The sequence below is a fragment of the Nonomuraea sp. NPDC000554 genome, from assembly GCF_040300065.1.
GTDB lineage: Bacteria > Actinomycetota > Actinomycetes > Streptosporangiales > Streptosporangiaceae > Nonomuraea.
The window spans coordinates 45,743-72,504 of the sequence record NZ_JBEPDC010000035.1 but is presented as its reverse complement, the minus strand read 5'-3'; the positions used below and the strand labels follow the sequence as shown (position 1 = coordinate 72,504).

23 protein-coding genes are annotated in these 26,762 nt (G+C 70.5%); 6 read left to right on the top strand and 17 right to left on the bottom strand.

Translation table 11 applies throughout. The annotated features are described in order from the left end of the window. Positions 1-99 precede the first annotated feature (99 nt). Positions 100-816 carry a hypothetical protein gene (locus tag ABT294_RS43425; RefSeq protein ID WP_350812327.1) on the top strand — a complete coding sequence of 239 codons (717 nt, stop codon included), beginning with the start codon at positions 100-102 and terminating at the stop codon, positions 814-816. Positions 817-929: 113 nt separating this feature from the next. On the opposite strand, the gene ABT294_RS43420 is transcribed toward ABT294_RS43425, so the two are convergent. From ABT294_RS43420 to ABT294_RS43395, 6 genes are read right to left on the bottom strand one after another with little or no spacing between them, the layout of a single operon-like run. Further along, the gene (locus ABT294_RS43420) at positions 930-1,889 is read right to left on the bottom strand and encodes an ABC transporter permease (RefSeq protein ID WP_350812326.1); all 960 of its coding nucleotides are present in this window, start codon (positions 1,887-1,889) and stop codon (positions 930-932) included. Next, positions 1,886-2,815 (bottom strand): ABC transporter permease, encoded by a 930-nt coding sequence (locus ABT294_RS43415; RefSeq protein ID WP_350812325.1) that lies wholly within the window; start codon positions 2,813-2,815, stop codon positions 1,886-1,888. The genes ABT294_RS43420 and ABT294_RS43415 overlap by 4 nt, the downstream gene beginning before the upstream one ends. Further along, the gene (locus ABT294_RS43410; protein ID WP_350812324.1) at positions 2,808-4,367 is read right to left on the bottom strand and encodes a sugar ABC transporter ATP-binding protein; all 1,560 of its coding nucleotides are present in this window, start codon (positions 4,365-4,367) and stop codon (positions 2,808-2,810) included. Before ABT294_RS43410 ends, ABT294_RS43415 begins: the two co-directional genes overlap by 8 nt. Then, entirely contained in the window at positions 4,354-5,421 is a 1,068-nt protein-coding gene (locus ABT294_RS43405; RefSeq protein WP_350812323.1) for an ABC transporter substrate-binding protein, read from the bottom strand. Before ABT294_RS43405 ends, ABT294_RS43410 begins: the two co-directional genes overlap by 14 nt. Before the next feature lie 16 nt (positions 5,422-5,437). Further along, positions 5,438-7,969, bottom strand: coding sequence for a PA14 domain-containing protein (locus ABT294_RS43400; RefSeq protein ID WP_350812322.1), 2,532 nt, complete (start codon positions 7,967-7,969; stop codon positions 5,438-5,440). Between the two features lie 11 nt (positions 7,970-7,980). Beyond that, the gene (locus ABT294_RS43395; RefSeq protein WP_350812321.1) at positions 7,981-10,803 is read right to left on the bottom strand and encodes an MGH1-like glycoside hydrolase domain-containing protein; all 2,823 of its coding nucleotides are present in this window, start codon (positions 10,801-10,803) and stop codon (positions 7,981-7,983) included. 151 nt (positions 10,804-10,954) lie between these two features. On the opposite strand from ABT294_RS43395, the gene ABT294_RS43390 reads away from it, so the two are divergent. Beyond that, positions 10,955-11,755, top strand: a complete 801-nt coding sequence (locus ABT294_RS43390) for a DeoR/GlpR family DNA-binding transcription regulator (protein ID WP_350812320.1) — start codon at positions 10,955-10,957, stop codon at positions 11,753-11,755. 74 nt (positions 11,756-11,829) lie between these two features. After that, on the top strand, positions 11,830-13,311 hold the full coding sequence (locus ABT294_RS43385; RefSeq protein WP_350812319.1) for a sugar ABC transporter ATP-binding protein: 1,482 nt from the start codon (positions 11,830-11,832) through the stop codon (positions 13,309-13,311). 92 nt (positions 13,312-13,403) lie between these two features. On the opposite strand, the gene ABT294_RS43380 is transcribed toward ABT294_RS43385, so the two are convergent. The 5 genes from ABT294_RS43380 to ABT294_RS43360 all read right to left on the bottom strand — a co-directional run bounded on the left by ABT294_RS43380 (position 13,404) and on the right by ABT294_RS43360 (position 17,602). Continuing rightward, the gene (locus ABT294_RS43380) at positions 13,404-13,730 is read right to left on the bottom strand and encodes a rhodanese-like domain-containing protein (protein WP_350812318.1); all 327 of its coding nucleotides are present in this window, start codon (positions 13,728-13,730) and stop codon (positions 13,404-13,406) included. 180 nt (positions 13,731-13,910) lie between these two features. Further along, positions 13,911-15,059: an NAD(P)/FAD-dependent oxidoreductase gene (locus ABT294_RS43375; RefSeq protein WP_350812317.1), complete on the bottom strand. Its 1,149-nt coding sequence runs from the start codon at positions 15,057-15,059 to the stop codon at positions 13,911-13,913. Positions 15,060-15,078: 19 nt separating this feature from the next. Next, a complete protein-coding gene (locus ABT294_RS43370; RefSeq protein ID WP_350812316.1) occupies positions 15,079-15,840 on the bottom strand; it encodes an amino acid ABC transporter ATP-binding protein in 762 nt (253 codons plus the stop codon). Next, positions 15,837-16,715, bottom strand: a complete 879-nt coding sequence (locus ABT294_RS43365) for an amino acid ABC transporter permease (RefSeq protein ID WP_350812315.1) — start codon at positions 16,713-16,715, stop codon at positions 15,837-15,839. The genes ABT294_RS43370 and ABT294_RS43365 overlap by 4 nt, the downstream gene beginning before the upstream one ends. Beyond that, a complete protein-coding gene (locus ABT294_RS43360) occupies positions 16,712-17,602 on the bottom strand; it encodes an ABC transporter substrate-binding protein (protein ID WP_350812314.1) in 891 nt (296 codons plus the stop codon). Before ABT294_RS43360 ends, ABT294_RS43365 begins: the two co-directional genes overlap by 4 nt. Before the next feature lie 228 nt (positions 17,603-17,830). Here ABT294_RS43360 and ABT294_RS43355 point away from each other — a divergent pair, with 228 nt between their 5' ends. From ABT294_RS43355 to ABT294_RS43345, 3 genes are all read left to right on the top strand, one after another. Beyond that, positions 17,831-18,769, top strand: coding sequence for a LysR family transcriptional regulator (locus ABT294_RS43355; protein ID WP_350812313.1), 939 nt, complete (start codon positions 17,831-17,833; stop codon positions 18,767-18,769). Between the two features lie 258 nt (positions 18,770-19,027). Continuing rightward, positions 19,028-20,041 carry an MASE1 domain-containing protein gene (locus ABT294_RS43350; RefSeq protein WP_350812312.1) on the top strand — a complete coding sequence of 338 codons (1,014 nt, stop codon included), beginning with the start codon at positions 19,028-19,030 and terminating at the stop codon, positions 20,039-20,041. Positions 20,042-20,229: 188 nt separating this feature from the next. Then, entirely contained in the window at positions 20,230-21,792 is a 1,563-nt protein-coding gene (locus ABT294_RS43345; protein WP_350812311.1) for a M28 family metallopeptidase, read from the top strand. Between the two features lie 35 nt (positions 21,793-21,827). Here ABT294_RS43345 and ABT294_RS43340 read toward each other — a convergent pair whose 3' ends face one another. From ABT294_RS43340 to ABT294_RS43315, 6 genes are all read right to left on the bottom strand, one after another. Next, the gene (locus ABT294_RS43340; RefSeq protein ID WP_350812310.1) at positions 21,828-22,433 is read right to left on the bottom strand and encodes a DJ-1/PfpI family protein; all 606 of its coding nucleotides are present in this window, start codon (positions 22,431-22,433) and stop codon (positions 21,828-21,830) included. A 2-nt stretch (positions 22,434-22,435) separates the two neighbouring features. Then, complete coding sequence (locus tag ABT294_RS43335) at positions 22,436-23,401, bottom strand: GlxA family transcriptional regulator (protein ID WP_350812309.1); 966 nt, start codon at positions 23,399-23,401, stop codon at positions 22,436-22,438. A gap of 115 nt (positions 23,402-23,516) precedes the next feature. Then, the gene (locus ABT294_RS43330) at positions 23,517-24,155 is read right to left on the bottom strand and encodes a TetR/AcrR family transcriptional regulator (RefSeq protein ID WP_350812308.1); all 639 of its coding nucleotides are present in this window, start codon (positions 24,153-24,155) and stop codon (positions 23,517-23,519) included. Positions 24,156-24,222: 67 nt separating this feature from the next. After that, the gene (locus ABT294_RS43325; RefSeq protein WP_350812307.1) at positions 24,223-25,422 is read right to left on the bottom strand and encodes a cytochrome P450; all 1,200 of its coding nucleotides are present in this window, start codon (positions 25,420-25,422) and stop codon (positions 24,223-24,225) included. 281 nt (positions 25,423-25,703) lie between these two features. Beyond that, on the bottom strand, positions 25,704-26,387 hold the full coding sequence (locus ABT294_RS43320) for a CGNR zinc finger domain-containing protein (protein ID WP_350812306.1): 684 nt from the start codon (positions 26,385-26,387) through the stop codon (positions 25,704-25,706). Next, on the bottom strand, positions 26,371-26,760 hold the full coding sequence (locus ABT294_RS43315; RefSeq protein ID WP_350812305.1) for a nuclear transport factor 2 family protein: 390 nt from the start codon (positions 26,758-26,760) through the stop codon (positions 26,371-26,373). Before ABT294_RS43315 ends, ABT294_RS43320 begins: the two co-directional genes overlap by 17 nt. Positions 26,761-26,762: the final 2 nt, after the last annotated feature.

The window sequence follows — 26,762 nt, the reverse complement described above, 5'->3', positions numbered from 1 at the left end:
GGAAAGCAATGACAAATTTCGCAAAATGTGACGTTTGACCCTAGGAGCGACTGCAGGCATGACGGATCATGGTAGATGTCCGAATCGTACTCTTTGGGGGTGATTCTCGTGAAGGTGAAGGAGAGTCACGAGCTCCGATGGGGCGGCATGGCAGGCATCGCCGCGATCGTGGTCGCGATCATTGGGCGGCTGGTGATGGGAAACGCTCCGAAGGTCATGGAGTCGTCCACGACGATCGCCGGGTACCTGCTCCAGTACCGGGCCCAGATCCTGCTCGGGTCGTTGCTCCTCGGCATAGCCACGATGCTGTTCCTGTGGTTCGGCATCGCCATGGCCACCGCCTTCCGGCGGGCCGACGAGGTCAGCGACACGCCCGCGATGGTCCTGGCCGGCTACGTGCTGCTCGCCGCGCTGGGGTTCATCGGGGTCTCGCTGCTCGCGGCCATGACCTACACCGTGACCGCGCACCGGGCGCTCATGGCCCTCGCGGGCGGGCCGTACACCGCCGTGACGGTGATGGGGGCGATCTCCGGCATCGCCGTGGCGGCGACGTTCGGCGCCACGGCCGCCGCCATCATGCGCACCCACGTGTTCCCGATGTGGATGGCGTGGTGCGCCATCGTCGTCGCCGTGATCCAGCTGCTGGCCGCGTTCGCGGTGGGAAGCGTGGGAGGTGTGTTCGGGCCGGACAGCCTGCTGGTGGGGGTGCTCCCCGGAGTGCTCACGGCGCTGTGGGTGCTGGCCGCGAGCTGGCTGCTCATCCGTGAGCACCTGCCGATCCCCGCCGCCGGCGCCAGGCCGGTGATGGGCCACTAGCCGGGCGTCCGCAGCCGGCCGGATCGGCCGTGCCCGTCACCTCGCCGAGCGCGGGACGGTGACGGCAGCCACCACGAACGAGCCCCGGGAGTCTCCCGGGGCCCGTTCGCCTGTCACGACAGCCGCTGTGCCTTGCTGAGCAGCCGCTGCGCCAGCACCACCAGCGCCAGAAAGGCGCCGCTCACCACCTGCTGGAAGGCCGACGTCAGGTTGCCCACCTGGTTGATCAAGCTCTGGATCACCCCGAGCAGCAGCACCCCCGCCACCGTCCCCGTGATGCCTCCCGCTCCTCCGGTCAGCAGGGTGCCGCCGATGACCACGGCGGCGATGACGTCCAGTTCGAGGCCGATGCCGAGGATGGTGACGCCCGAGGACAGCCGGGCGGCGTTCAGCGCCCCGGCCAGGCCCGCGAGCAGGGCCGACATGACGTACACCGACACCTTGGTGCGGGCGACAGGGACGCCCATGAGGGCCGCCGCCTGCTCGTTGCCGCCGATGGCGTAGACGTTCTGGCCGAAGCCGGTCCGTTGCAGCAGCACCATCGCCGCCAGCGCCAGTGACGCGGTGATGTAGACGGGGTAGGTGAGACCGAGCACCCCACTCTGCCCAAGGGCGGCGAAAGCAGGATTCTTCACCAAGGAGGTGGTGGCACCTTCGTCCGAGAGGGCAAGCATCAGACCTCGGACACCCAATAAACCAGCCAATGTCACGATAAAAGGCGCCATCCCGGTGCGGGCGATGATCAAGCCTTGGACGAGGCCGACGACGCCGCAGGCCGCCAGCGGCAGCGCCAGCGCGACGAGCAGGCCGTACTGCGAGCCGTAGGCCGCCAGCACGCCGCCCAGGACGAACAGCGACCCCACCGACAGGTCGATCCCGCCGCTGATGATGACGAACGTCATCCCGATCGCGATGATCGCCAGGAACGAGGACGAGACCACGACGCTGGCAGCGTTACCCGCCGTGGCGAACGAGTCGAAGGCCAGGCTGCCCACGAGCACCAGCAGGGCCAGCACCATGAGCGCGCCGTGCTGCTGCAGCAGGCGACTCACCTGCTCACGTGTGACGGTCATCGGGTGCCACGCTCCCTCGTCGCGTAGACGGCGGCCAGGATGATGACCGCCTGGACCATCTGGGTCCACGACTGCGGCAGGTTGTGCTTGATCAACGTCGCCGACAGCAACTGCATGAGCAGCGCGCCCATGACGGTGCTGAGCACCCTGATCCGTCCCCCGGTCAGCGGCGTCCCGCCGACCACGACGGCGGTGATCGCCGACAGCTCGATGAACAGCCCGAGCGAGGTCGGGTCACTGGCCTGCAGCCGGGCCGTGGCCAGCACGCCCGCGAGCGCGGCCAGCAGCCCGGAGATGACGTAGACGAGCAGCAGAACCCGCTTCACCGGCAGCCCCGACAGCTCGCTCGCCGACCGGTTGCCGCCGATCGCGACGACCTGCCTGCCGAAGGTGGTGCGCCGCACCACGAACAGCATCACCAGCGTCAGCGCCGCCGCGATCACCACGATGACCGGGATCCCGGCCACCGAGCTGCTGCCCAGCGCGATCAGGTCCGGGTTCCTGAACTCGACGAGCTGGGGCACGAGCATGTTCGCCAGGCCGCGCACCCCGACCAGCAGCGCCAGCGTGGCCACGATCGGCTGCATCCCGACATAGGCGACCAGCGCCCCGCCCGCCGCCCCGACGACACCTCCGCCGATCACGGCCACGATCAACGCGGGCGGCCAGCCGTAACCCAGGTAGAGCACGACGAGGGCGGCTGCGAGCGCCATGACGGAGCCGACGGACAGGTCGATGCCCTGTGTGCCGATCACCAGTGCCATGCCGAGCGAGACGATCACGATGGGCGTGACCTGGACGAGCTGGGTGCGGAAGTTGGACGCGTCCATGAAGTGCGGCGTGAACAGCACGTTGAACAGCAGCAGCACCAGCACCGCGGCGTACACGCCATAGTCCTGCACCCAGCGGAAGACCCGTTCAGCCATCGGACTGCTCCGCGATCGTTGCCATGATCCTCTCCTCGGTCACGTCGTCGCCGGACAGCTCGCCGGCGACCGCGCCCTCGCGCAGCACGAGGATCCGGTCGGCGCCCTCGACCAGTTCCTCCAGGTCGGAGGAGATCAGCAGCACGCCGAGCCCCTCCTCGGCCAGTTCGTCGATCAGTGCCTGCACCTCGGCCTTGGCGCCGACGTCGATGCCGCGCGTGGGCTCGTCGAGCAGCAGCACCTTGGGCCGGACGGCGAGCCAGCGGGCCAGCAGCACCTTCTGCTGGTTGCCGCCGGACAGCTCCGAGACGAGCTGGTGCGGCGAGGCCGCCTTGATCCTCAGCCTCCGCATGAAGATCTCGACGACCCGGTCGATCTTCGCGTCGGACACCACGCCCGCCGTGCCCAGGGACGGCAGCGCGGCCAGCGCGATGTTCTCCCGCACGGACAACGTCGGGATGATCCCCTCCGCCTTGCGGTCCTCGGGCAGCAGGCTGACGCCCGCCCGGATCGCCGCCGTCGTGGAGCCGCTGCGCAGCGGCAGCCCGGCCACCAGCACCTGCCCGCCGTCCAGCGGCATCGCTCCGACGATCGCCTTGGCCGTCTCGGTACGGCCCGCGCCGAGCAGCCCGCCGAGCCCGACGACCTCGCCCGGCCTGACCGAGACGTCCACCCCGTCGAGGACGTGCTGCCGGGTCAGCCCGCGGGCCTCGACCACCGGCGGGACGAGCCCGTCCGCGGAGCCGACGGCGCGGTGGCGCTCGCGCGAGAACCGGGTCATCCCCTCCGAGCGCACCTCGCTCAGGTCGCGTCCCAGCATGAGCGAGATGAGCTTCAGCCTCTCCAGCGGGGCGAGCGGCCCGGTGTGCGCGACCCGGCCGTCCCGCAGCACCGTGACCCGGTCGCACACCTGGTACAGCTCGTCGAGCCGGTGGCTGACGTACATGACCGCGATCCCGCCGTCACGCAGCCGTCTGATCACCCCGAAGAGCGTCTCGACCTCGCGCGGTTCGAGGGACGAGGTGGGCTCGTCCATGATGACCGCCCGCGCGTCGGTCGACACGGCCCTGGCCAGGGCGACCATCTGCTGGGCCCCGACGCCGAGGCTCCGCAGTGGCCGTCTGACGTCGGTCTCGACCCCGTACCCGGCGAGGACGCGTTCCGCCTCGCCGTACATCCGCGCGGCGTCGATGACGCCGAAGCGGCCCCGCGGCTCGCGCCCGAGCAGCAGGTTGCGCGCCACGCTCATCATCGGGACGAGGTTGACCTCCTGGTAGATGGTGGAGATCCCGGCGCGCTGTGCCTCCATCGGAGTGCCGAAGGCGGCGGGCCGGCCCTGATAGCGCAGCTCGCCGCCGTCCGGTTGGTACACGCCGGTGAAGACCTTGATCAGCGTCGACTTGCCCGCGCCGTTCTCCCCCACGAGGGCGTGCACCTCGCCCGGGTGAAGGGCGAGGGACACGCCGTCGAGAGCGAGCACGCCGGGGAAGCGCTTGCTGATCCCGTCGGCCTCGAGAACCGGTTCCGAGCCGGCCAAGTCAGTACGCCTCACCGAGGGAGTCCTTGGCGTTGCCGGTGTCGTAGTCGCGGTCGGAGATGACGACCTTGTCGGGGATGGGCTGGCCGTCGAGGAACTTCTGGGCGGTCTCGAAGGCCAGCGGGCCGAAGCGGGGGTTCGACTCGATGACCGCGTGCAGCCAGCCGTCGGCGATGCCCTGGACGGCGCTGCGGGTGCCGTCCACCGACACGATCTTGATGGTGCCGGGCTCCTTGCCCGCGCCCTTCAGCGCCGTGACGGCGCCGAGCGCCATCTCGTCGTTCTCGGCGTAGATGCCGTTGATGTCGGGGTTGGACTGGATGAGCTGCTCGGTGACCTGCTGCCCCTTCTCGCGGGCGAATTCGCCGGTCTGCTCGAAGGAGATCTGGATATCCGGTGCCTTCTCCTTGATCCGGTCCTTGAAGCCGTTCGTCCGCTCGGTGGTGACGTTGTTGCCGGGCGCGCCGAGCAGGATGGCGACCTTGCCCTTGCTCGACAGGGCGTCGATCATGCGGTCGGCGGCTCGCTTGCCCTGCTCGTAGAAGTCGGAGCCGATGAACGTCAGGTAGTCGCCGCACGGCTTGGCGTTGATCTTCCTGTCCACCGTGATGATCGGGATCTTCTTGGCCGCCGCCTGCTGGAGCACCGGCTCCCAGCCGTCGGAGTTCAGCGGCGCGATGACCAGCAGCTTCACGCCTTGGGCGATGAGCTGCTGCACGTCGGTGATCTGCTTGGAGAACTGCGACTGGGCGTTGGTGACCTTGAGGTCGGCGATGCCGAGCTTGGCGGCCTCGTCCTTGATCGACTTGGTCTCGGCGATGCGGAACGGGTTGGCCTCCTTCTCCGACTGGGAGAAGCCGACGGTGGCCGTCTTGAGGTCGAACGTGGTGCCGCCGAACTGCTGCAGGGTGCAGGTGGGCCCGGCCGAGCCGCTGGGCGTCTGCACGACCTGCTTCCCGGCCGTGCTGGTGGCGGCGGGCGCGCTCTGCGGCTCCTCCGACTTGGCGCACGCGGAGGCGGTGAGGAGGACGGCCAGCGCTAACGACGCCGTCCGGATGGAGGGGGGCATAGCTGTTCCTTTCCTATCAGGCGCAGGGCGAGGCAGGCTTGCCGGTGAGCGCCTGGTTCGCGTCGCGCACCCGCTGCACGTCGGGCTTGGTGACGGCTCTGTCGTAGGTCATCAGGCCGTTGAGCTCGGTCTCGACGTCGGTGGTCTGGGTGTAGATGGCGGCGCTGAGCCCATCGCAGGAGCGCAGCCGCTCCAGGGCCTTGGCCATGTCGACGTAGCGGTTGGTGAGGGCCGCGGGGTCGGGTTCGACCGCGTACCCCCAGCCGCCGCCCGACCAGGTGTGGCCGATGAGCGGCAGGCCCAGGCCGCCGTACTCGCCGAGGACGACCGCCCTGGTGCCGGTGGGTTTGCCGGGGGTGCCGGGGCCCGGGTAGATGTGGAAGTCCTGGACGTCGCCGTTGCCGCCGTCCACGGCTCCGCAACAGTTGACCCCGCTCATGTTGTCGACCAGCCGCGACGGGTCCCAGCTCTTGACCAGGTCGGCGATGCGGGCCTGGTCGTACTGCCCCCAGCCCTCGTTGAAGGGCACCCACATGATGATCGACGGGCTGCTGCGGTGCTGGTCGACCAGCTCGCGCAGCTCGGCCTCGAACTGGGGCCTGTCGGCGGTGCTGAACGCGGCGGGCATGTCCTGCCAGACGAGCAGGCCGAGGCGGTCGGCGTGGTAGTACCAGCGGTCGTTCTCGACCTTGACGTGCTTGCGCACGGTGTTGAAGCCGAGCTTCCTGGTCTGCTCCAGGTCGTAGCGCTGGGCCTCGTCGGTCGGGGCGGTGTAGATGCCGTCCGGCCAGAAGCCCTGGTCGAGCGGGCCGAGCTGGAAGACGGGCTGCCCGTTCAACAGCATCCGGTTGTTCTGCACAGAGACGCTGCGCATCCCGAAATAGGACGAGATTTCGTCCTTCTTCAGCTTGACTGTCAGGTCGTAGAGGAACGGCTTGTCCGGCGACCACAGCTTGGGGTTCGGCACCGGCAGCCTGAGCTCGGCGCCCACGGCGCCGGTGACCGTGCCGACGACGCGGCGGCCGTCGCGGGCGGTCACGGTCGCGGTGCCGGAGGAGCCCCTGACGGTGACCCGCAGGGCCTGGCCGGCGACGTCCGGCACGGTGTCGACGCGGTCGATGTGCTCCTTCGCGACGGGCTCCATCCAGACGCTCTGCCAGATGCCGGAGTTCGCGGTGTACCAGATGCCGTTGGGGCTGAGCCGCTGCTTGCCGATGGGCTGGCTGCCGCTGTCGGTCGGGTCGGTGACGCCGACGACGAGCTCCTGCCGGCCGCCCCGCTTGAGCGTGTCGGTCACGTCCACGCTGATCCGGCCGTAGCCGCCCTTGTGCGTGCCGACCTGCCGGCCGTTCACGTAGATCGTGGACTGCCAGTCCACGGCGTCCAGGTGCAGCAGGACGCGCTCGCCGCGCCACGAGCGTGGCACCTCGAACGTCCGGCGGTACCACATGCGCTCCTCGTGCCTGCCGATCCCGGAGAGCTGCGACTCGACCGGGTACGGCACGACGATGCGCTCGGCCAGGTCGCGGCCGATCGGGGCGGCCTCGTCCGGCTTGGCCGCGGCGAACTGCCAGGTGCCGTTGAGGCTGCGCCACTGCTCTCTGACGAGTTGCGGACGGGGATACTCGGGCAGCGGGTTGGCCGGGTCCACCTCCTTGGACCAGCGGGTCTGCAGGACGTAGGTGGACTCGTTCAGCACGAACGCGTAGGGGAAGGCCTCGACCGGCGTGCCGTCGGCGTGGCTGAACCCGCCCTGCCCGTCGTAGGCCGCCCTCAGCGTGCTACCGGCCTTGGCGGGAACCGCATACCCCAGCCTCAACTCCACCTTGTCCTGATTTTTCAGGACTGCGGAGGTTACGGGCCACTTCGTTCCGGCGACGGTGAGGGCCAGGTGCTCGGTCAGGTTGGCGGGCAGCGCGCCCAGCGGCTTGCCGAACGTCAGCGTGGCGACGTCGCCGGCGGCGTTCACCCGCGCGTCCGCCGGACCGGGCGGGTCGAAGCCGTCGGGCACCGTGAACGCCTCGCCAGGAACGATCTCCTTCGGCTGGCTCGTGCTCTGCCACCGCAGCCTCAGGTTCGCCCCGCCGAAGTGCTCGAAGTACTCCACCTTGATGTCGTACTTCTTCCCGGCTTCGAGGGAGATCGGGGTGCCGACCTGCTCCCTGTCCCAGTCGTCGACCCAGTGGTCGATCACAGGCCGGCCGTCCACCCAGAGCCGGAACCCGTTGTCGCCGATGATCGAGAACGTGTACGTCTCGGAGTACCTGGGCTGGATCTGCCCCGTCCATCGCACGGTGACGTCGTCGTCCCGTCCGGTCAGCAGTTTGAGCGCGGGGTTCAGGTCGGGCAGGTCGAGGCTCGGGTCGACGACGCTGGCCTTCAGCTCGCCGAAGTCGAACCTGCCGGGAGCCGAGGCGAGGTAGTAGTCGCCACGCAGCCCGTGCCGCTCGACGGCGGACTGCGCATCGGACTGCGCATCGGACTGGGCGGGCGCCTGCCATAAGGCGGTCAGGAGCACGGTGATCAGCACCGCGAGCGTCTTGCGCACGAAGGGTCCTTTCACGCTGGGGGATGGAAGGAACAAGCCGGGACGGTCTCCTTGGCGGAGCCCGGAGGCTGCCAGCGCAGCCGCAGGTGGGCGCCGCCGTAGTGCTCGAAGTATTCGATCTTGATGTCGTAGTTCCTGCCGGCTTCGAGGCGGACGGGGGAGCCGGTCTGCTCGACGTCCCAGTCGTCCACCCAGTGGTCGATGACGAGCCTGCCGTCCACCCACAGGCGGAAGCCGTTGTCGCCGATCATGGAGAAGGTGTGGTCGCCGGTGCGGTCAGCGGCAAGCTGCCCGGTCCACCTGACGGTGACGTCGTCCTGCCTGCCTGTGAGCCTGTCGAACACCGGGTTCAGGTCGGCGAAGTCGATGGCCGGATCCACGACGGTGGCCTTGAGTTCGGCGAAGTCGAACCTCCCCGGTGCGGAGGCGAGGTAGTACTCGCCGCGCAGCCCGCGCGGCTCGGCCGTGGTCACGTCGAGGGAGGCCCGCGTCCGGGTCGTCTGCCTGGTTCCGGCCGTGTAGTCCGCCTCGGCGGTCAGAGCCGCCTGTTGGCAAGGGCTCGCGTCGGCCGGCGGCGTCACCGACCAGCGCGTGACCAGCTCGCCGCCCGGCTTGAGCCGGTCCAGGGACGCACTGGTCAGCGGCCTGGCCGTCCATCCGGCGGGCAGGGTGAGCCGGACCGCCACGTCTCTCGCCGGATGCCCCTGGTTCACCAGCGTGGTCGTCACGGTTCCGGTGCCGCCTGCGACGACCTTCCCCGGAGTGGCCGTCAGCGTCATGGCGTCGCTGGAGCGGCTCCACGCCTGCAGCTCGACCACGCCGACCGGCTCGTCACCGAACAGCAACCGCACCCGGCTGGTGGTGATCTCGGGGAAGGTGATCCGGTTCAGTCCGTTGCCGACGGGCTTGTCCGGCGAGCGGACCTGGCCGGGGACGTCCTGCCAGGCGGTGCCGGTCCAGTGCTGCAGCCGGTAGGCGGTGGCGGTCCGCACTCCACCGCCGTCGTCGTAGCCGTACCAGCTGATGTCGCCGACCCGGGTGGGGTCGCCGAAGTCGACGCCGTAGTAGTCCTCGGTGTTGGGCGAGGTGTAGTTGGTCCAGCGGGTGTTCTGCGGCACCTCGTCGAACCAGACCTTGCCGTCGATGCCGTTCCACTCGTTGTCGTAGCGGGAGGTGAAGGAGGCGATGGGCTTCGGGAAGCCGGTGCGCAGCGGGTTGGCGGCGTCGTTGACCAGCCGCCCGGTGGCCTGCCCGGTGGCATGCTCGCGCGCCGGGCCGACCGGAATCGTCATCGGGCGCACCGAGTCGGCCCGCCGCACCAGCGAGCCGTCCACGTAGACGCGCAGGCCGGCGCCCCTGCCGTAGTGAGAGCCGTCGCGGTCCCACAGCACGGTCAGGTCATGCCCGTGGTAGGGGACGTTCTCGACGGCGAAGTGGTCCCAGGCCGCCGGCACCAGCGGCGCCAGCCGGAGCGTGGCGCCCTCCTCGCCGCGCAGCCCGAGCAGACCCGACAGGACCAGGTCGGTGTAGGTGGAGTGCAGGTAGTCCTCGCTGTGGTCGCGGCCGTCGTAGAGCCACCGGTCCTCGTCCGGGTGGTGCGCCTCGGCCACGTACGGCTTGCCGTCGCGGTACTGGGTCAGCGCGTAGGTGCGCAGCTGCCGGTAGTAGTCGTCCTTCGACACGTACGGCTGGGCCGGGTAGTCGGTCAGCAGGTTGCCCATCCCCGTGAGCACCTGGGCGGTGGTGTACGGCCAGCTCGGCCCGGTCCACCGGCAGCAGCCCTGCGACGCCTCGTGCATGAACCACCGGCTGCGGCGCTCCACGGTCGTCGGCCCGTAGGGCGCGGCGAATCCCTGCGGGTCGAGGAGCTGCTGCCAGGCGGCCGACTGGGCCGGGTCGGGCAGGTGGAACTGCCACGGCACGAATCCGACGTCCTCCCGGGTGTCGAGCTTGTCCAGGCCGGGGTTGTCCTCCTGGACGACGTCGTAGAAGAACGTCCTGCGGGCGTCCCAGAGCCGGTCGATCGTGTTCCGCTTCAGCGTGGCCGCGCGTTCGGCGAACCGGCGGGCCGTGGTGCCGTCGCCTGTCATCGCGGCGATGCGGCTGATCGCCACCGCGTCACCGTACTGGTAGGCGTTGATCGACGGGCGGAGCGTCCTGACGCCGCCGAAGGTGTCGCTGCTCTGGTAGGACGCCGGTGACAGCTCCTTGGCGTCCCACACGGGCAGCTGCCAGTACAGCCCGCTCTGGGCGTCGAACTGGCCCTGCCACCCGTCGTACTGCCTGATCAGCGCGGGCAGCAGCCGCTTGGCGGAGGCCCAGTCACCGGTGATCTCGGCCCTGGCGTGGACGGCGTCGGCGGCCCAGAAGCTGTACTCGTGCGCCCAGTCGGGGGCGTTCGGGTTGACCTGCTGCCTGCCCTGGCCGGGGCCGGTCAGCCAGAACCGGACGTAGTCGTCGAGGTAGCGCCGGTCCCGCACCCACCGTCCCTCGTAGATGTGGTGCCCGGCCGCCGCGTTGATGGCCTGGTACGGCGCGGCGTAGCCGCAGCAGTCGAGGAACTCGGTCAGCACCCACCCGTCAGCCGGGTTGGTGTAGCGCAGGTGCTCCTTCCACACCCGCCAGCGGTAGTAGTACACCTCCTGGATCTGCCGGTCCGGCAGGTCCACGAACGGGATGTTGGCCTCGTACCAGCCGGGGTCGTTGAACCCCGCGAGGTACGAGCCGTGGTCCAGGACGCTCGCCGGCTTCTCCTCGGCCGAGCTCGGGCGGGCCGGGGCGACGAGCAGGGATAAGACGACGGCGATCGCGCAGGCGGCGGCGGGAATGCGCATGGCAGGCCCTTCGATCAGGATCGGACAAAAATTGACCCCGTCCGTGTCCAAAAAAAGCACCTGCGGACCGAGGCGGTCAAGACTTCCGATCAGATTCGTTCTGATTCGGTCAGAGGTGAACCGAACTTGGCCGCTCGTCTATGATCGGGACGTGAGCGACACGCAGAGCGACGGCCGCAGGCCCGTGTTCGCCGCGGAACGCAGGCAGCGCATCCTCGAGCTGGTGCGCGCCAACGGCGCGGTGTCGCTGCGCGAGCTCGCCCAGGCCGTCCACTCCTCCGAGGTGACCGTCCGCCGCGACCTGCGCGCGCTGGAGTCGGAGGGGCTGCTCAACCGCCACCACGGCGGCGCCACGCTGCCGGGCGAGCTGTCCCGCGAGGCCGGATACACCCACAAGGTGTCGCTGGAGTCGGCGGAGAAGGCCGCGATCGCCGATCTGGCCGCGGTCCTGGTCGAGGACGGCGACGCGATCGTGGTCGGCCCCGGCACCACCACCATGGAGTTCGCCCGCCGCCTGACCAGGTACTCCGAGCTGGCCGTCGTGACCAACTCGCTGCTGGTGGCGCAGGTGCTCGCGGGTTCGCCGCGGGTCGAGGTGATGCTGACCGGAGGCACGCTGCGCGGGCCGATCCTGGCCCTGGTCGGCAGCGCGGCCGAGCGTTCGCTGGCGGGGCTGCGGGTCCGCAGGGCGTTCGTCTCGGGCAACGGGCTCAGCGCCGAGCGTGGCCTGTCGACGCCGAACATGCAGGTGGCGGGCGTGGATCGAGCACTGGCCGCCGCCGCGGAGGAGGTCGTGGTGCTGGCCGACCACACCAAGATCGGCATCGACACGATGGTGCAGACGGTCGCGGCCGAGCAGATCGCCCACCTCGTCACCGACGACGCCGCGCCCCGCGACGTGCTCGACGATCTCGGCGCCCGGGGCGTCCGGCTGCACGTCGCTCAGATCTGATCGAATGTGACATTTCTGTTACTGAATTGTTTCCTGTCGCGACCACGATCGAGGCGGAGGCAACGGTGCTACAGGTGGCAGGAGTTCTCAAGACCTTCCAGGGCGTGACCGCGCTCGACCACGTCACCCTGTCCGTGCGTCCGGGCGAGGTGCACGCCCTGGTCGGCGGCAACGGCGCGGGCAAGTCGACGCTGGTGAAGGTGCTCTCCGGCGTCTACCAGCCGGACGCGGGTGAGCTGCGCTTCCTGGGCGAGCCCGTCAGGTTCGGCACGCCCGCCGACGCCAGGCGCACGGGTGTCGCCACGATCCACCAGGAGACGAACCTCGTCCCGACCATGAGCATCGCCCGCAACCTGCTGCTCGGCAGGGAGCCGCGCGGCAGGCTCGGGCTGATCGACTTCGGGGCCGTCAACGCCCGCGCCGAGCAGACGCTCTCGGCGTACGGCCTGCGCGCCGACGTCCGCCGGCCGTTGGGCTCGCTGGGTGAGGGCGCGCGGCAGCTCGTGGCGCTCGCCAGGGCCGCCTCCGCCGACGCCAAACTCGTGATCATGGACGAGCCCACGTCGGCGCTGGAGCACGCCGAGCTGGAGACGCTGTTCGGGGCCGTGGCTCGGCTTCGCGACGAGGGCCGGGCGGTCGTCTACGTCACCCACCGGCTGGAGGAGCTCTACGAGGTCTGCGACCGGGTCACGGTGCTGCGTGACGGCCGCGTCGTCCACACGGGACCGCTGGCGGGGCTCGACCGGCTCAGGCTGGTCTCGCTGATGCTGGGCAGGACCTTCCACCCCGTCGAGGCGCCGGTCGAGGCCGGGGAGCCCGACGAGCCCGCGGACCTGCCGGTGCTGGAGGCGAAGGGGCTGACCCGCCACCACGTGCTCGACGGGGTGTCGCTGGCGATGCGCGCGGGTGAGGTGGTCGGTCTCGGCGGGCTGCTCGGCGCGGGCCGTAGCGAGACGGCGCGGGCGATCGCGGGCGTCCTGCCGGTCGACGCGGGCCAGGTGATGGTGTCGGGCGCGGCGGCACGCAAGTGGTCGATCAGGAGCGCGATCCGCGCCGGGGTCGGGCTGGTGCCGGAGAACAGGAAGACCGAGGGGATCGTGCCGACGCTTTCGGTACGCGACAACATCGCGCTGGCCGCGCTCCCGCGTCTGTCGCGGGCGGGCATCGTGTCCGACGCGCAGGTGGACGGCATCGTCGCCACCTTCATGAAGCGGCTCGGCATCAAGGCCGTCTCCCCCCGGCAGCCCGCCGGTGAACTGTCGGGAGGCAACCAGCAGAAGGTGCTGCTGGCCCGCTGGCTGGCCATGCACCCCAAGGTGCTGCTCCTCGACGAGCCGACCCGGGGCGTCGACGTGGCCACCAAGATCGAGATGCAGTCGCTGCTGGACGAGCTGGCCGTCGACGGGCTGGCGATCCTGCTGATCTCGTCCGATGTGGGCGAGCTGGTGGAGAACTGCGACAGCGTGGTCGTGCTGCGTGACGGCGCGATCAGTGACCAGCTCACCGGCCCCGAGGTGACCGAGGACCGCATCCTCGCAGCGCTGGCGAAGGACTGAGGTCCTCGCCCCTTGGTGCGTCCTTTGTGCTGGATGAACTTTTCGTGAGGCGAGGGGGAGGGCGACGGTGCGCCCTCCCCGCGCCCGCCGGCTCAGGCGGACTCGACCGGCAGCCCGGCCTGCGTCCAGTCCTCGATGCCCTCCCGGTACTTGCGGACGTTCGAGTACCCGAGCGCGGTGAGCCGGTCGGCGACCTGCCCGCTGTTGGGGCAGGCGGGGTTGGAGCAGTAGGTGACGATGGCGGCGTCCCGGTCCGGCAGCACGGTCGAGGCCAGGGCGTCGACGTCGGACGGGGTGAGCGCGACCGCGCCCGGCAGGTGCTGCTCGGCGTGGTACGTGCCGCCGAGGGCGTCGACGACGGTCACGGTCCTGGCGTCGATCGCCTGCTTCAACTCGTCCCTGGAAATGAGCATGGTCATGTGGCAGCCTCTCGCTAATCGGACTATAGTCCGGTTGTGGCTGGGAACACTAGCGGTGCGAGGCGCCGAAACTCAAATGCCGATGCCGGGCGACCCGGTTCCGTGGGTCGCCCGGCATGCCGCGCCGGATGCGCGAGGGGCGGAAGGCCGCGCCGAGAGGGTGCGGGGCCTACAGGCGGGTCAGCGGGACGTCATCACCGACAGGCTCTCGTCCTGCACCGCCGCCGCCGTGTCCCGCGTCACGCGGTACCCGCCGAGGTCGGCGCTCTCGCCACCCGTGGTGATCTCCTCGGCGGCCAGGCGGCCGAGCTCGGGCGCGAGGTTCACTCCGCTATGGGTCACGACGCTGTAGAGACCCGGCGCCCGCGGGTCGACGCCGACCAGCGGCAGCCCGTCGACCGGCACCGGCCGGATGCCGAGGCGGACCCCCGCCATCCGGGCCTCGCGCAGCGCGGGGATGACCCGCTGCCCGCTGGCGTGCAGACGCTCCTCCAGGCCGCTGTCCGCTTCGGCCGCGCCTTCGGCGGGCAGCAGCGCGTCCACGGGCCAGGAGATCGAGCAGATCCGGTCGCCGGGCGAGGGCCGCAGGTCCACCTCAGGAGTGGCGAGGATGGCGCCCAGCCGCGCGTCGGGCACGGGGGTGCTCTCTCCGACCAGGCCCGGGATGCGGGTCATGGGCAGCCCGGTGCCGGCGAGGGCGGCGATGCGGTCGGCGTCCGGGCCGGTGCAGTTCACCACCCAGTCGGCCGTCCACCGGCGGGTCGCGGTCTCGGCGCCCACCACGCGGTCACCGTCGCGCAGCAGGGCGGTGACCCGCTGGCCGTACAGGACGTCGGCGCCGAGCAGGGCCGCCCTGTCGAGCAGCCGCCGCACGAACAGCGGGGCGTCGTACCAGGCGCTGTGATCGTGGACGACCAGCTCGCCGGCGGTGCAGGAACGCGGATCGACGGCCGGCGCGAGCTCGCGCAGCTCGGACGGGTCGGCGATGCGGCACGGGTGCCCCCAGGACTGCAGGCGGATCGCCCGCTCCCTGATCGCCCGCTGGCCCTGCTCCCCGTCGCCCCACTGGATCGCCGGCATCGGATGCCGCCAGGACGGGCCTCCCAGCCGTTCGGCCAGGGTGGCGTGCAGCGCGGCGCTGCGACGGTTCAGCTCGAAGTAGGAGCGGGGGGTCTTCAGGTGGGTGACGTCCATGGCGAACGTGGCGCTGGACGTGCCGGCGGCGGGTCCGCCCGCTTCGACGACGACGACCTGGACCCCGGCTTCGACCAGGTGGTAGGCGACGGAGGCGCCGAGGACTCCGGCGCCGAGAACGATTACGCGGGACACGTGGATCTTCCTTAGGGAGTCAGAGGACCTTGCTCAGGAACGCCTGGGTGCGCTCGTGCTGGGGCGCGTTGAGCAGGTCGCCGGGCGGCCCGGACTCGATGACGACGCCGCCGTCCATGAAGACCAGCGTGTCGCACACCTCGCGGGCGAACCCCATCTCGTGGGTAACAATGATCATGGTCATGCCGTCCTCGACGAGCGCGCGCATGACGTCGAGCACCTCGCCCACGAGCTCGGGGTCGAGGGCCGAGGTGGGCTCGTCGAAGAGCATGAGGTCGGGCCGCATCGCCAGCGCGCGGGCGATGGCCACCCGTTGCTGCTGCCCGCCGGACAGCTGCGCGGGGTAGCTGCCGGCCTTGTCGGCGAGCCCCACCCGGGCGAGCAGGTCCTGGGCGCGCTCGCGAACCGCGGCCTTCGGCTCCTTCTTGACCAGGACCGGCGCCGCCATGACGTTCTCCAGCGCGGTCATGTGCGGGAAGAGGTTGAAGCGCTGGAAGACCATGCCGATGCCGCGGCGCTGCCGGGCGACCGCGTGGTCGGCCAGCTCGTAGATCTTCCCGCCGCGCTCCTCGTAGCCGACCAGCCGGTCATGGACGTAGAGACGGCCCGCGTCGACGCGTTCCAGGTGGTTGACGCAGCGCAGGAAGGTGGACTTGCCCGACCCGGAGGGGCCGATCATGGCCAGCACCTCTCCCTGCCGCACCTCGAGATCGATGCCTTTGAGCACGTCGAGCGTGCCGTACCGCTTGCACACGCCTTCGGCCCTGACGACTGTCATCATCTGTTGAACCTGCGTTCGATGTAGTACTGGCCCGCGTTGAGTACGGTCGTCGCCACGAGGTACCAGATGCAGGCCACCGTCAGCAGCGGCACCTGCTGGAAGTTGCGGGAGTAGATGCCCTGGATCGAGGTGAGCAGCTCTGGCACCGCGATCGCGAACACGAGCGAGGTGGTCTTGAGCATCGAGACCGCCTGGTTGCCCGTCGGCGGGATGATGAGGCGCATGGCCTGCGGCAGGACGATCTTCCGCAGGGTCTGGAAGCGGGTCATGCCCAGGGCGTGCGCCGCCTCGGTCTGCCCGACGTCGACGGAGGTGATGCCCGCGCGGACGATCTCCCCCATGTAGGCGGCCTCGTGCAGCCCGAGCCCGAGCACCGCGGCCGTCATCTGGGTGATGATCTGGTTGGTGTCGAACTCGAAGAACGTCGGCCCCCACGGCACCCCCAGCCCGATCTTCGGGACGACGGCCGACAGGAAGTACCAGAACAGCAGCTGCACCAGCAGCGGCGTGCCGCGGAAGACCCAGATGTAGAACCCGCTCAGCCCTGACAGCAGCGGGTTGCTCGACATCCGCAGGATGGCGAGCACGGCTCCGCCCGCGATGCCGACGGCCATGGCGAGCACGGTCAGCAGCAGCGTGGTGCCGAGCCCCTGCAGCACGGCGGGGGAGAAGAGGTACTCACCGACGACGTCCCACTGCATGCGCGGGTTGGCCGCCCACCCTTGCAGGAGGAAGATCACCAGGAAGGCGAGCACCGCCGACCCCACCCAGCGGCCCGGGTGCCGGAGCGGGACGGCCTCGATCGCGACCGCCCCGTCCCCCCGCTGCGCCGTCTTGGGGAAGACCTTGGAGAACGCCTTGGGCGACGTGGTCACGACGAGCCGCCGTTGACCATGGCCTTGTCGAGGGCGCCGGAGGACATCTTCCACTTCGCCAGGATCTTCGCGTACGAGCCGTTGTCCATCAGCTTCTGCAGCGCCCCCTGGACGGCCTGCACCAGGGTCTGGTCCTCCTTGTTGACCAGGATTCCGTAGGGCAGGAAGCGGTAGGGCTGCCCGACCTGCTTCATCCGCCCGCCGGACTGCCCGGCCTGGTAGGTGATGGTGGGCGTGCCGCCGATGAAGACGTTGGCGCGTCCGGTGGAGACCGCCTGGAGGCAGCCGACGGTGTCGGGGAAGACCAGCACCTGGACCGCCGGCTTGCCGGCCGCCGTGCACTTCTTGGCCTGCTGCTCGGCGTCGTCGGCCTGGGCGGTGCCCTGCTCGACGGCGGTCACCTTGCCGCACAGGTCGTCCAGCGAGGCGATCCCGCCGGCGTCCTTCTCCTGGACGAGCAGCGAACTGCTCGTCTTGAAGTAGTCGACGAAGGTGACGTTCTGGCGGCGCTCCGGCTTGTCCAGCATCGCCTGGACGGCCAGGTCGTAGCGGCGCGCCTGGACACCGGCGATGAGGCTGTCGAAGCTGGCCTGGCTGAACTTCACCTCGACGCCCAGCATCTGGCCGATCGCCCGCATCAGCTCCGGTTCCAGCCCGATGACCGACTTGTTGTCGGTGTCGAGGAAGACCAGGGGCGGGTAGTTGTGGCCCGCGGCGACGTTCAGCGTGCCGCTCTGCTTGATCTTGTCGGGCAGCAGGTCGTGTAGCGCCTGGTCCTTCTGCTGCGCCGGGGCCGCGGCTTCGGACTTGTCCGATCCGCCACATGCCGCCACGGTCAGGAGTCCTGCCAGGCTGAGAGCGACGGCCACGCCGGTCTTCCAACGCATCGCCACAGGACACCCCCTTTCAGGTGAAATGCCGTTCCTTGAGTCACCAATGATGAGAATCGGGCGCGAGAAGGCAAGATGAACGGATACGTCGCGCACAGGTTGTTCAGCTGTACTTATCCTCGACCTCGAGGTCCACCTGCGGGTACGGCGTGACACCCCGCTTCCGCGCACCCGATCGAGCAGCGGGTCTGGTGATCGTAAGGTCCGTGCTGTTAAGTTGTGCCGATGCTGACTCCGATCCAGCTGCAGGCGGTTCGCGAGGTGGTCGTCACCGGCTCGCTCAGAACGGCCGCCAAGCGCCTCGGGTTCACGCCGTCGGCCATCTCGCAGCAGATCTCGTCGCTGGAGCGGACCCTCGGCGTCCAGCTGTTCGAGCGCTCGCCGCGCAGCGTGCGCCCGACGGCGGCCGGGGCCCAGCTGGCCCGCAAGGCGGCCAGGCTGCTCGCCGACCTGGAGGCGGCCGAGGACGAGATGCGCTCGTTCGCCACCGCGCACCGGGGCAGGCTGCACCTGGGCAGCTTCTGGTCGGCCGGCTTCCGGCTGCTGCCCGCCGTGCTGGCCGAGTTCCTGCGCGACCGCCCCCAGGTGGACGTCCGGTACGAGGAAGGCGACCCGGAGGTCACCATCCCGGCCGTCGTCGAGGGGCGGCTCGACCTGGCCGTGGTGTTCGAGTACGGAATGGTGCCGCACACCCTGCCCAAGGACCTCGACATGACGCTGATCCTGGAGGAGCCGCTGTACGTGCTGGTGCCGACGAGCCACCGGCTGGCCGGCAGGAAGCGCATCCAGTTCGGCGAGCTGTCCGCCGAGCGGTGGATCTCTTACTCCGAAGGCCGTGACGCCGCGCGCAACCTGACCCACATCTGCGCCGCCGGCGGCTTCCACCCTGACGTGCTGTTCCGCACCAACGACTACAACCTGCCCTTCGAGCTGGTACGCAAGGGGCTGGGCGTGGCGATCGTGCCGGAACTGGCCATGATCGAGTCGCACGACGTCCACGTGTTCAAGCTCGGCAACCCGGCCCACGTCCGCAGGGTCTTCGCGGTGCGCCGCACGGCCGACCCCAACCCGCTCTTCAGCCACGTGATCAGCAGGCTCAGGACGGCCGCGGAAGCTCTCGACCGGCGGACGGACCTCCCGACGGCCCTGTCGGGCCCGTCATGAGACACACCGGATAAAAAAGAATCTCGCCGCGACGGGGCATCCTTTCCTTTTTCTATGGCGATATCGCCTTTGACGTATATGTCGATTACCCGGTGTTGGGCCCCATCTGGCGGGAGTATGACTAGTTTCGAAACAGGGCCGGTCGTGCCACGCCAAAGGCCGGAACCCGCGACTGAACGGGCAGGTGAGGGCAGAGACGACTGTTGCTGCGGTACGCGCTTGACCGGGCGCCGATTCGGTGGGGCCGGAGGTGTTCCTATGAGGGCTGTCGCCGTCCACTACGGGCTACGGGATCATGCGATGACGGCCGTGAAAATCCTCGCCGTCGCCATCGCCTATTTCGTGGCCGCCAAACTGGGGCTGCAACAACAGCTGGTCCGGGGGCAGGTGACGCCGCTGTGGCCCTCGACGGGCATCGGGCTGGCCGCCCTGCTCCTCCTCGGCCTCCGTGTCTGGCCGGGCATCACCCTCGGCGCCTTCCTGGTCAACGTGTCGATCGGGCCGACGATGGCCGCCATCCTGGGCATCTCCATGGGAAACACGCTCGCCCCGGTCTGCGCCTACCTCCTGCTCGAGCGCGTGGGCTTCCGCACCGAACTGGATCGGCTGCGTGACGCGCTCGCCCTGGTGTTCCTCGGCGCCTTCGCCGGGATGCTGGTCAGCGCGACCGTGGGCGCCGGCACGCTGGTGCTCGCCGGCGGGGTGCGGCCCAGCGAGTTCTGGCCCGCGTGGTCGGTGTGGTGGACGGGCGACGCGATGGGCGTGCTCGTGGTCACGCCGCTCCTGCTCGTGAGCCGCACGACCCGGATCCCACGGGACGCCCCCGTGCTCCGCTGGGTCGAAGGGGCGGCGCTGCTGCTGGGCACCTTCCTCGTCACGCTGGTGGCGACCGTGGGCCCCGTCAACCTGCTCTTCCTGGTCTTCCCCTTCTTGATCTGGGCCGCGCTGCGTTTCCAGCTCCCCGGGGCCGCGGCGTGCGCGCTGATCGCGACGACGGTGGCGATCGTCTCCGCCGCGCATCACTCCGGCCCGTTCGCCCAGCACAACCTCTTCCTCAACATGGTCGCCCTCCAGGCCTTCAACGGCTCCGCGGCGCTGACCGCGCTGCTGCTCGCCGCGATCATCGCCGAGCGCAACAAGGCCCACCAGAACATCAAGGACTTCTGCACCCGGCTCAACGAGGTGGCGGACCGGCTCGCGCGCGACAAGAAGCTGGACATCCGGCTGCCGTCCCCACGCACCGGAGAGCGGAGCAGGGATCGGTCGCAGTAGCCGGTCCTGGCGGCGGCTGCGTCAAGGGGAGGCCAATCTTCCTGGAAGCGGCCTTGGCCACGGCGGGCGCGGCTGACGTGATCATCCGGGGTATCGGTGATCTACCGCGCTGAACCCGGTGTGCCTGTCGGATCGCCGTGCCCTTCAGCGTCATGACGGAGAAACAGACTCCAGATGGAGGAGCCCGTATGCGCCCTGTCCCGCGAGCGAGGGTGTCCCGTGCCCTCTCGGTGGTCGCGGCACTCGCCCTGCCCCTCGCCCTCACCCCGGTCGCCGCCCACGCCGACTCCACCCCGACCCCGGCGGACAGGGAGCTGATCAGCTCCGTCACCGCGCCCGCGGTCAAGCGGCACCTGCGGGCGTTGCAGGACATCGCCGACGGCAACGACGGCACCCGCGCCGCGGGCACCAGCGGCCACGACGCCTCGCGCGACTACGTGGCCGCCACGCTCAGGAAGGCCGGCTACAAGGTGACGCTCCAGCCGTTCAACTTCCCGTTCTACCAGGAGAAGTCCACCGCGCAGCTGGAACGGACCGCGCCCGCCCCCAAGCCGTACGCCCCGACCCCGCCCGACGGCTCCACGGTCGGCGACTTCGCGACGATGAGCTACTCCGGACCGGGAGAGGTCACCGCGCCCCTGCAGAACGTCGACCTGGTCCTGCCACCAGGGCCGGCGCCCGGCTCGACCTCCGGCTGCGAGCCCGCCGACTTCGCCGGGTTCACGCCGGGCAACATCGCCCTGCTGCAGCGCGGCACCTGCAATTTCCTCGTCAAGGCGCAGAACGCCCAGGCGGCCGGCGCCGCTGCCGCGATCATCTTCAACGAGGGCCAGACCGGTCGCACCGAGACGCTGCGCGGCAACCTGGGCACGCCGGTCTCCATCCCCGTCGTCGGGACGAGCTTCGTCGTCGGCCAGGAACTGTCGGCCCCCGCCGGAACGGTGGTGCGCCTCAAGACCGACACGATCAGCGAGATGCGCACCACCCACAACGTGATCGCCGAATCGAGGTGGGGCGACCCCGGCAAGGTCGTCATGGCCGGCGCGCACCTCGACTCCGTGGTGGCCGGGCCCGGCATCAACGACAACGGCTCAGGCAGCGCCGCCGTCCTGTCCGTCGCCGAGGCGCTCGGCAAGGTACACACCACGAACAGGCTGCGTTTCGCCTGGTGGAGCGCGGAGGAGCTGGGCCTGCTCGGCTCCCGGTTCTACGTGGGCAGCCTGGCCCCCGCCGACCTCGCCACGATCAAGCTGTACCTCAACTTCGACATGATCGCCTCGCCCAACTACGCGCTCAAGATCTACGACGGCGACAACTCCGACGCCCAGGGCGCCCCCGCCGGCCCGCCGGGATCGGACGAGATCGAGAAGCTGTTCGAGACGTACTTCGACAGCCTGGGCCAGGGCCACAACGGCACCGACTTCGACGGCCGCTCCGACTACGGCCCGTTCATCAAGGCCGGCATCCCGTCCGGCGGCCTGTTCACCGGAGCCGAGGACACCAAGACGCCGGAGGAGGCCGCGCTGTTCGGCGGCACCGCCGGCCGGCCCTACGACGCCTGCTACCACCAGGCGTGCGACACCATCGCCAACATCGACGACACGGCGCTGGCGTTGAACACCGGCGCGATCGCCACAGCCGTCGTCGTCTACGCCTTCAGCACGGACCTCCCCGGGCCCGGCACAGGAGCGACCGCCCGCATGGCCCCGGCCGCCCCGGGCGCCCGCCTCTTGGGCCAGGTCACCCGATAGCGCCGCCCGCCCGCTCACACGGGCGGGCGTACGGATCAGGCGAGGAGGCTGAGGGCGCGGTCCGCCAGCGCGGGGTCCATCTGGAAGGGCGGTTGCGGGTCGTACTCGATGACCAGTTGCACCGCCCGCGCCGTCTCCTCGTCGGCGGTCCTGGCCAGCAGCGTCAGCGCCATGTCGATGCCCGCCGAGACCCCCGCGGCCGTCACGATCCTGCCCTGCACGACCGTGCGCTCGCGCACCGGTTCGGCCCCGTACGTGGCCAGGTGATCGAGGAGGGCCCAGTGAGTGGTGGCCTTGAGGCCCTTGAGCAGCCCGGCCGCGCCCAGCAGCAGCGAGCCGGTGCACACCGAGGTGGTCCACTCGGCGCTCTCGTGGGCCGTGCGGATCCAGTCGACCAGCGCCTGGTCGTCCAGGGCGTCGAGGGTGCCGGCCCCGCCCGGCACCACGATCACGTCGGGCCGCGGCAGGTCGGCGTAGCCCGCCGTGGCCGTCAGGGTGAGCGTGCCCCGGTCGTCGGTGACAGGCCCCGGCTCGGCCGCGACGAACGTCACCGTGATGCCGGGCGCGTAGGCCAGCACGGTGTACGGGCCGACGGCGTCGAGCGCGGTGAAACGGGGATAGAGGGGAATCGCGACATGCATGATCAGCTCTCCTTGACCTGGAATCGGCGACGGTAGTCGCCCGGTGAGATCCGCCAGGCGCGGCGGAAGACGCGGTAGAGGGTTTCGGGCCTGCCGAGCCCGGTCTCCCTGGCCACCCGGTCGAGCGGATGGTCGGTGATCTCGAGCAGCCGTCTGGCGGCGTCGGCCCGGCTGCGTTCCACGTACCGGCCGGGCGACAGGCCCGTCTGCTCGGTGAAGACCCGCGAGAAGTGCCGCTCGCTCATCCCGGCCCGCCTGGCCAGCGCGGGCACGCTGAGGTCGCCGGCGGGGTTGGCGTCGATGAACGCCTGCAGCTCGCGCAGCGGCGCGCTGCGCGGCGTGGCCACGCTCATCGCCGTGCTGAACTGGCTCTGCCCGCCCGGCCGGTGCAGGTAGACCACCAGGCCGGACGCGACCTGCCTGGCGAGCTCGTGGCCGTGGTCCTCGGCCACCAGGGCCAGCGCCATGTCGACGCCCGCGGTGACCCCTGCCGAGGTCCACACGTCCCCGTCCTTGACGTAGATGGGGTCGGCGTCGACCTCGACCCTCGGGTAGCCGGCACGCAGCGCGTCGGCGACCAGCCAGTGGGTGGTGGCCCTGCGCCCGTCCAGCAGCCCGGCCTCGGCCAGGACGAGCGCCCCGCTGCACACCGATGTGACCCGGCGCGCCGACGCCGCCAGCCGGGCGACGCCCCCGGACAGCTCCCGGTCGCGCACGTCCTCCAGGGTGATGACGCCGCCCACCACCACCAGCGTGTCGATGGGGCCGGTGAGCTCGGCGAGCGGGGTGCGGACCGCGATCGTGATCCCGTTGAGGGCGGTGACCGGCCCCTCGCGCAGGGCGGTCACCTCCACCTGGTAGCCGTGCCGTCCGGCCGTCAGCCCCGCGGCCGCGAACACGTCGGCGGGCCCTGCCAGGTCGAGCAGCTGGAACCCCTCGTAGATCACGATCACGACCCGCTTGCTCATGACTTCATGCTGGTCAAGCTGGGGCCATGGCGTCAATGACGCGGGTATTGCACATTACGCCACACGACGGACGATTCCGAGCCGTGCGTGGTTGGTCACGTCGCAGGCGTTGCGGTCACGACGTGGACGGAGGGGGCCCGCACTTCCCGGGGGCGTCCTTGACGAAGAAGCCCTCGCACGAGAGGCGGGGGAGCGGCTCGTCGGACGGGCGGGTGCCGTCGAGCAGGAGGGCCAGGTAGCGCCGGTGGTCGGTGCTGTCCTCGGCGCTCATCTGGACGGTCGCCAGCGTCATCACCACGATCGCCGCCAGGTCGCGGACCAGCAGGTCGTCCCTGATCAGCCCGCGCGCCTTGGCGGCGGCCAGCACGTCGCCGAGCGGCCCGACGAACCGCTCGGCGATGCCGACCGTGAACGCGCCGGCCTCCCGGGCGGCGGCGAGCAGGGCCCGGTGGGCGGCCAGCGTCTCGACCACGGCCGCCAGCGCCTCGGCCAGCCCCTGCCTGGGGTCGGCCGCGTCGCGGGCGGCCAGGACGAGCGGCTCGATCTCTTCGACGAAGTAGGTCTCGAAGGACGCCCTGATCACGCCGTCGCGGTCGCCGAACCTCCGGTAGACGGTGGCGATCCCGACGCCGGCCCGGCGCGCGATCTCCTCCAGCGGGACACCCGTACCGGACTCCTGAAGCGCCGTGATCGCAGCCCGGACGATCCTGTCGGAGTTGCGCAGGGCGTCCGCTCGACGTCGCTGCTCTCGCACATGTCGAACGCTAGCAGCATCCATGCGGTCACCCGGTGCGAGATGTCACCTCTCGGTCACCTGCCGATCACCACGCGACCTCGAGAGACGTCAGGCCGTACACGACGTGGAAGGAGCGGAAGTGCGCGTCCGGCGTGGCCTCGCGCAGCTCGGGGAAGCGCTGGAACAGCGCCGGGAAGGCGATGCGCATCTCCATCCGCGCCAGCGGCGCGCCCAGGCAGTGGTGGATGCCGTGACCGAAGGCCAGGTGGCCGGCCTGCCCCCGGGAGATGTCCAGCGTCTCCGGGTCGGGAAGGAGCGCGGGGTCGCGGTTGGCGGCGGGCAGCACGCACATCACCATGTCGCCGGCGCCGATGCGCTGGCCGCCGATCTCGACCTCCGTCGTGGTCACCTTGGCGGTGCCGGAGTGGACGATGGTGAGCCAGCGCAGCAGCTCCTCCACGGTGGCGTCGATCCGCTCGGGCTCCTTCTTGAGCAGGTCGAGCTGGTCGGGGTGGCGCAGCAGGGCCAGCGTGCCCAGCGCGAGCATGTTGGACGTGGTCTCGTGGCCGGCCAGCAGCAGCAGGTTGCCGATGCCGACGAGCTCGTTGATCGTGAGGTCGTCGCCGTGCTCGCGTACCAGCATCCCGAGCAGGTCCTCGCCCGGGTCGGCCTGGATGCGGGTGACCAGGTCGGTCATGTAGGCGCGCTGCTCCAGTTGCAGCGCCACGCGCTCGGCGGCCGGCACCGACACGTCGAGCATCCGGCCGGTCCTGTGCTGGAACCCCTCGCGGTCGCCGTACGGCACGCCCAGCAGCTCGCAGATCACCAGCGACGGGATCGGCAGCGCGAACGACGACACCAGGTCGGCCGGCGATCCGGCGCGTTCCATGGCGTCCAGGTGGTCCTCGACGATGCGCGTGATCCGGGGTTCGAGCCGCCGCATCCGGCGGATGGTGAACTCCGGCGTCAGCATCCGGCGCAGCCGGGTGTGCTCGGGCGGGTCGTGGGCGAGCAGGCTGCCGGCGCGCAGCTTCTCCAGTTCCTCGTCGGTCATCTTCGGCGCGCCCGGCAGGCGGACGAGGTCCTGCCGCGCCAGCCTGAAGCGTTCCGCGTCGCCGAGCACGGCGCGCACGTCGGCGTAGCGGGTCACCAGCCAGGCGTCGGTGCCCCACGGCGTGGGGACGCGCCTGATTCCCTCGGTATCGCGCAGCTCCGTGAGTTCCGGAGCAGGATCGAACGCGGCCCGCCGCATGTGCAGCGGCGGCAGCGTCGAGGACTCGCTCATTTAACCCCCTGGATGACTCGTCGTCCGGACTGGTCTGACCTAAACGATAGCAAGCTATCGTTTAGCCGCAAGAGCGGGCCTCCGCTCCGCCGACGCGACGATGCGGAACGTCCCCGGGGATGACCGGGCGCAACCGCCGCGACCGCCCGCGGGCTGGTCCTCACGACGGCAGCCCCGGCACCCGCCGCCGCGGCGATGCCGTGCAGCCTCGTCCTGCGCGAGTCGACCCGGGCCTGAGACCGGTCACGGCCGGACCGGCCTCAGGCGGCGGTGCGCGGCTGTCAGGGGTTTCCTGCTGTGCTGCGGCGGCGGTAGGCCTGGGTCTTCATCCGGTTGCCGCACAACCGGGGGGAGCACCAGCGCGCCCGGCCCGGACGGGACTGGTCGTAGAAGACCCACTGGCAGTCGGGCGCCGGGCACATGCGCAGGCGGTGCCAGGTGCCGTCGGCTGTGGCGGTGACCGCCGCCATGGCGATCCGGGCGAGCGCGGCGGTGGCCGGGTCGGCGGAGACCACCAGGTCGGCGCCGCGGCCGGCGGTCAGCCTGACGGCGAAGGGGAAGTCCAGCAGGACCGCCCCGCCCTCGCCCGCCTTGGCCTCCCCGCCACGTGTCGCGTCGTCGCCGCCCTCGGTGTTCCCGACCTCCTCGCCGGTTGTCGCGTGGCTGTCGCCGCTCGCGGTCTCCTCGCCGCCCTCTGTGGCCTGGCGCAGGGACGCGCGGAGGGCGGCGCGGAGGGTGTGGGCGCGGGTGAGATGGGCCTGGCCGACCTCCGCGCCGGGGGGCAGCAGGTCGTGCTTCCGCAGCCAGCCTTCGAGGTCGGCGGGCGTGGCGAGGGCGTCGTGCGCCTCCAGGCGCCGGCCATGGGTGGTGAAGCCGCGAAGGTCCTCGGTGTTCGCGAACTGATGGAGCAACGCGATGCCGGGAGGCAGGCCGGTGACGTCCTCGGGCCTAGCCGGTGGGAGCATCGCCGATGTCTCCGTGGACCCTGCGGTAGGCGTCCTTCACGCGGATGCGGTCGCCCACGAACGTGAAGAAGTCGCAGCCGTGCACCTGATGGAGCCGCCCGTCCTCGTCCGTCCGCGAATAGGACCATTGGGAGGCGCCGCGGTCGCCGGTGATGAAGGCGTCGCCGCCCTGCGACTCGAAGCCCGCGTCGTAGGCGAGCATCAGCTCGAAGCCGCGGCGGACCTCGTCCCGCCCGCGGAAGGTGGTGCCCGGCTCGACCCCCACGGAGGCCCGGAAGACGCAGTCGTCCGTCATGAACTCCATGAGCCGGTCAAGGTCCTTCTTCCGCCACGCCTCGCCGAATTCCGCCAGCCGTTCCAGCGTCATGTCCATGA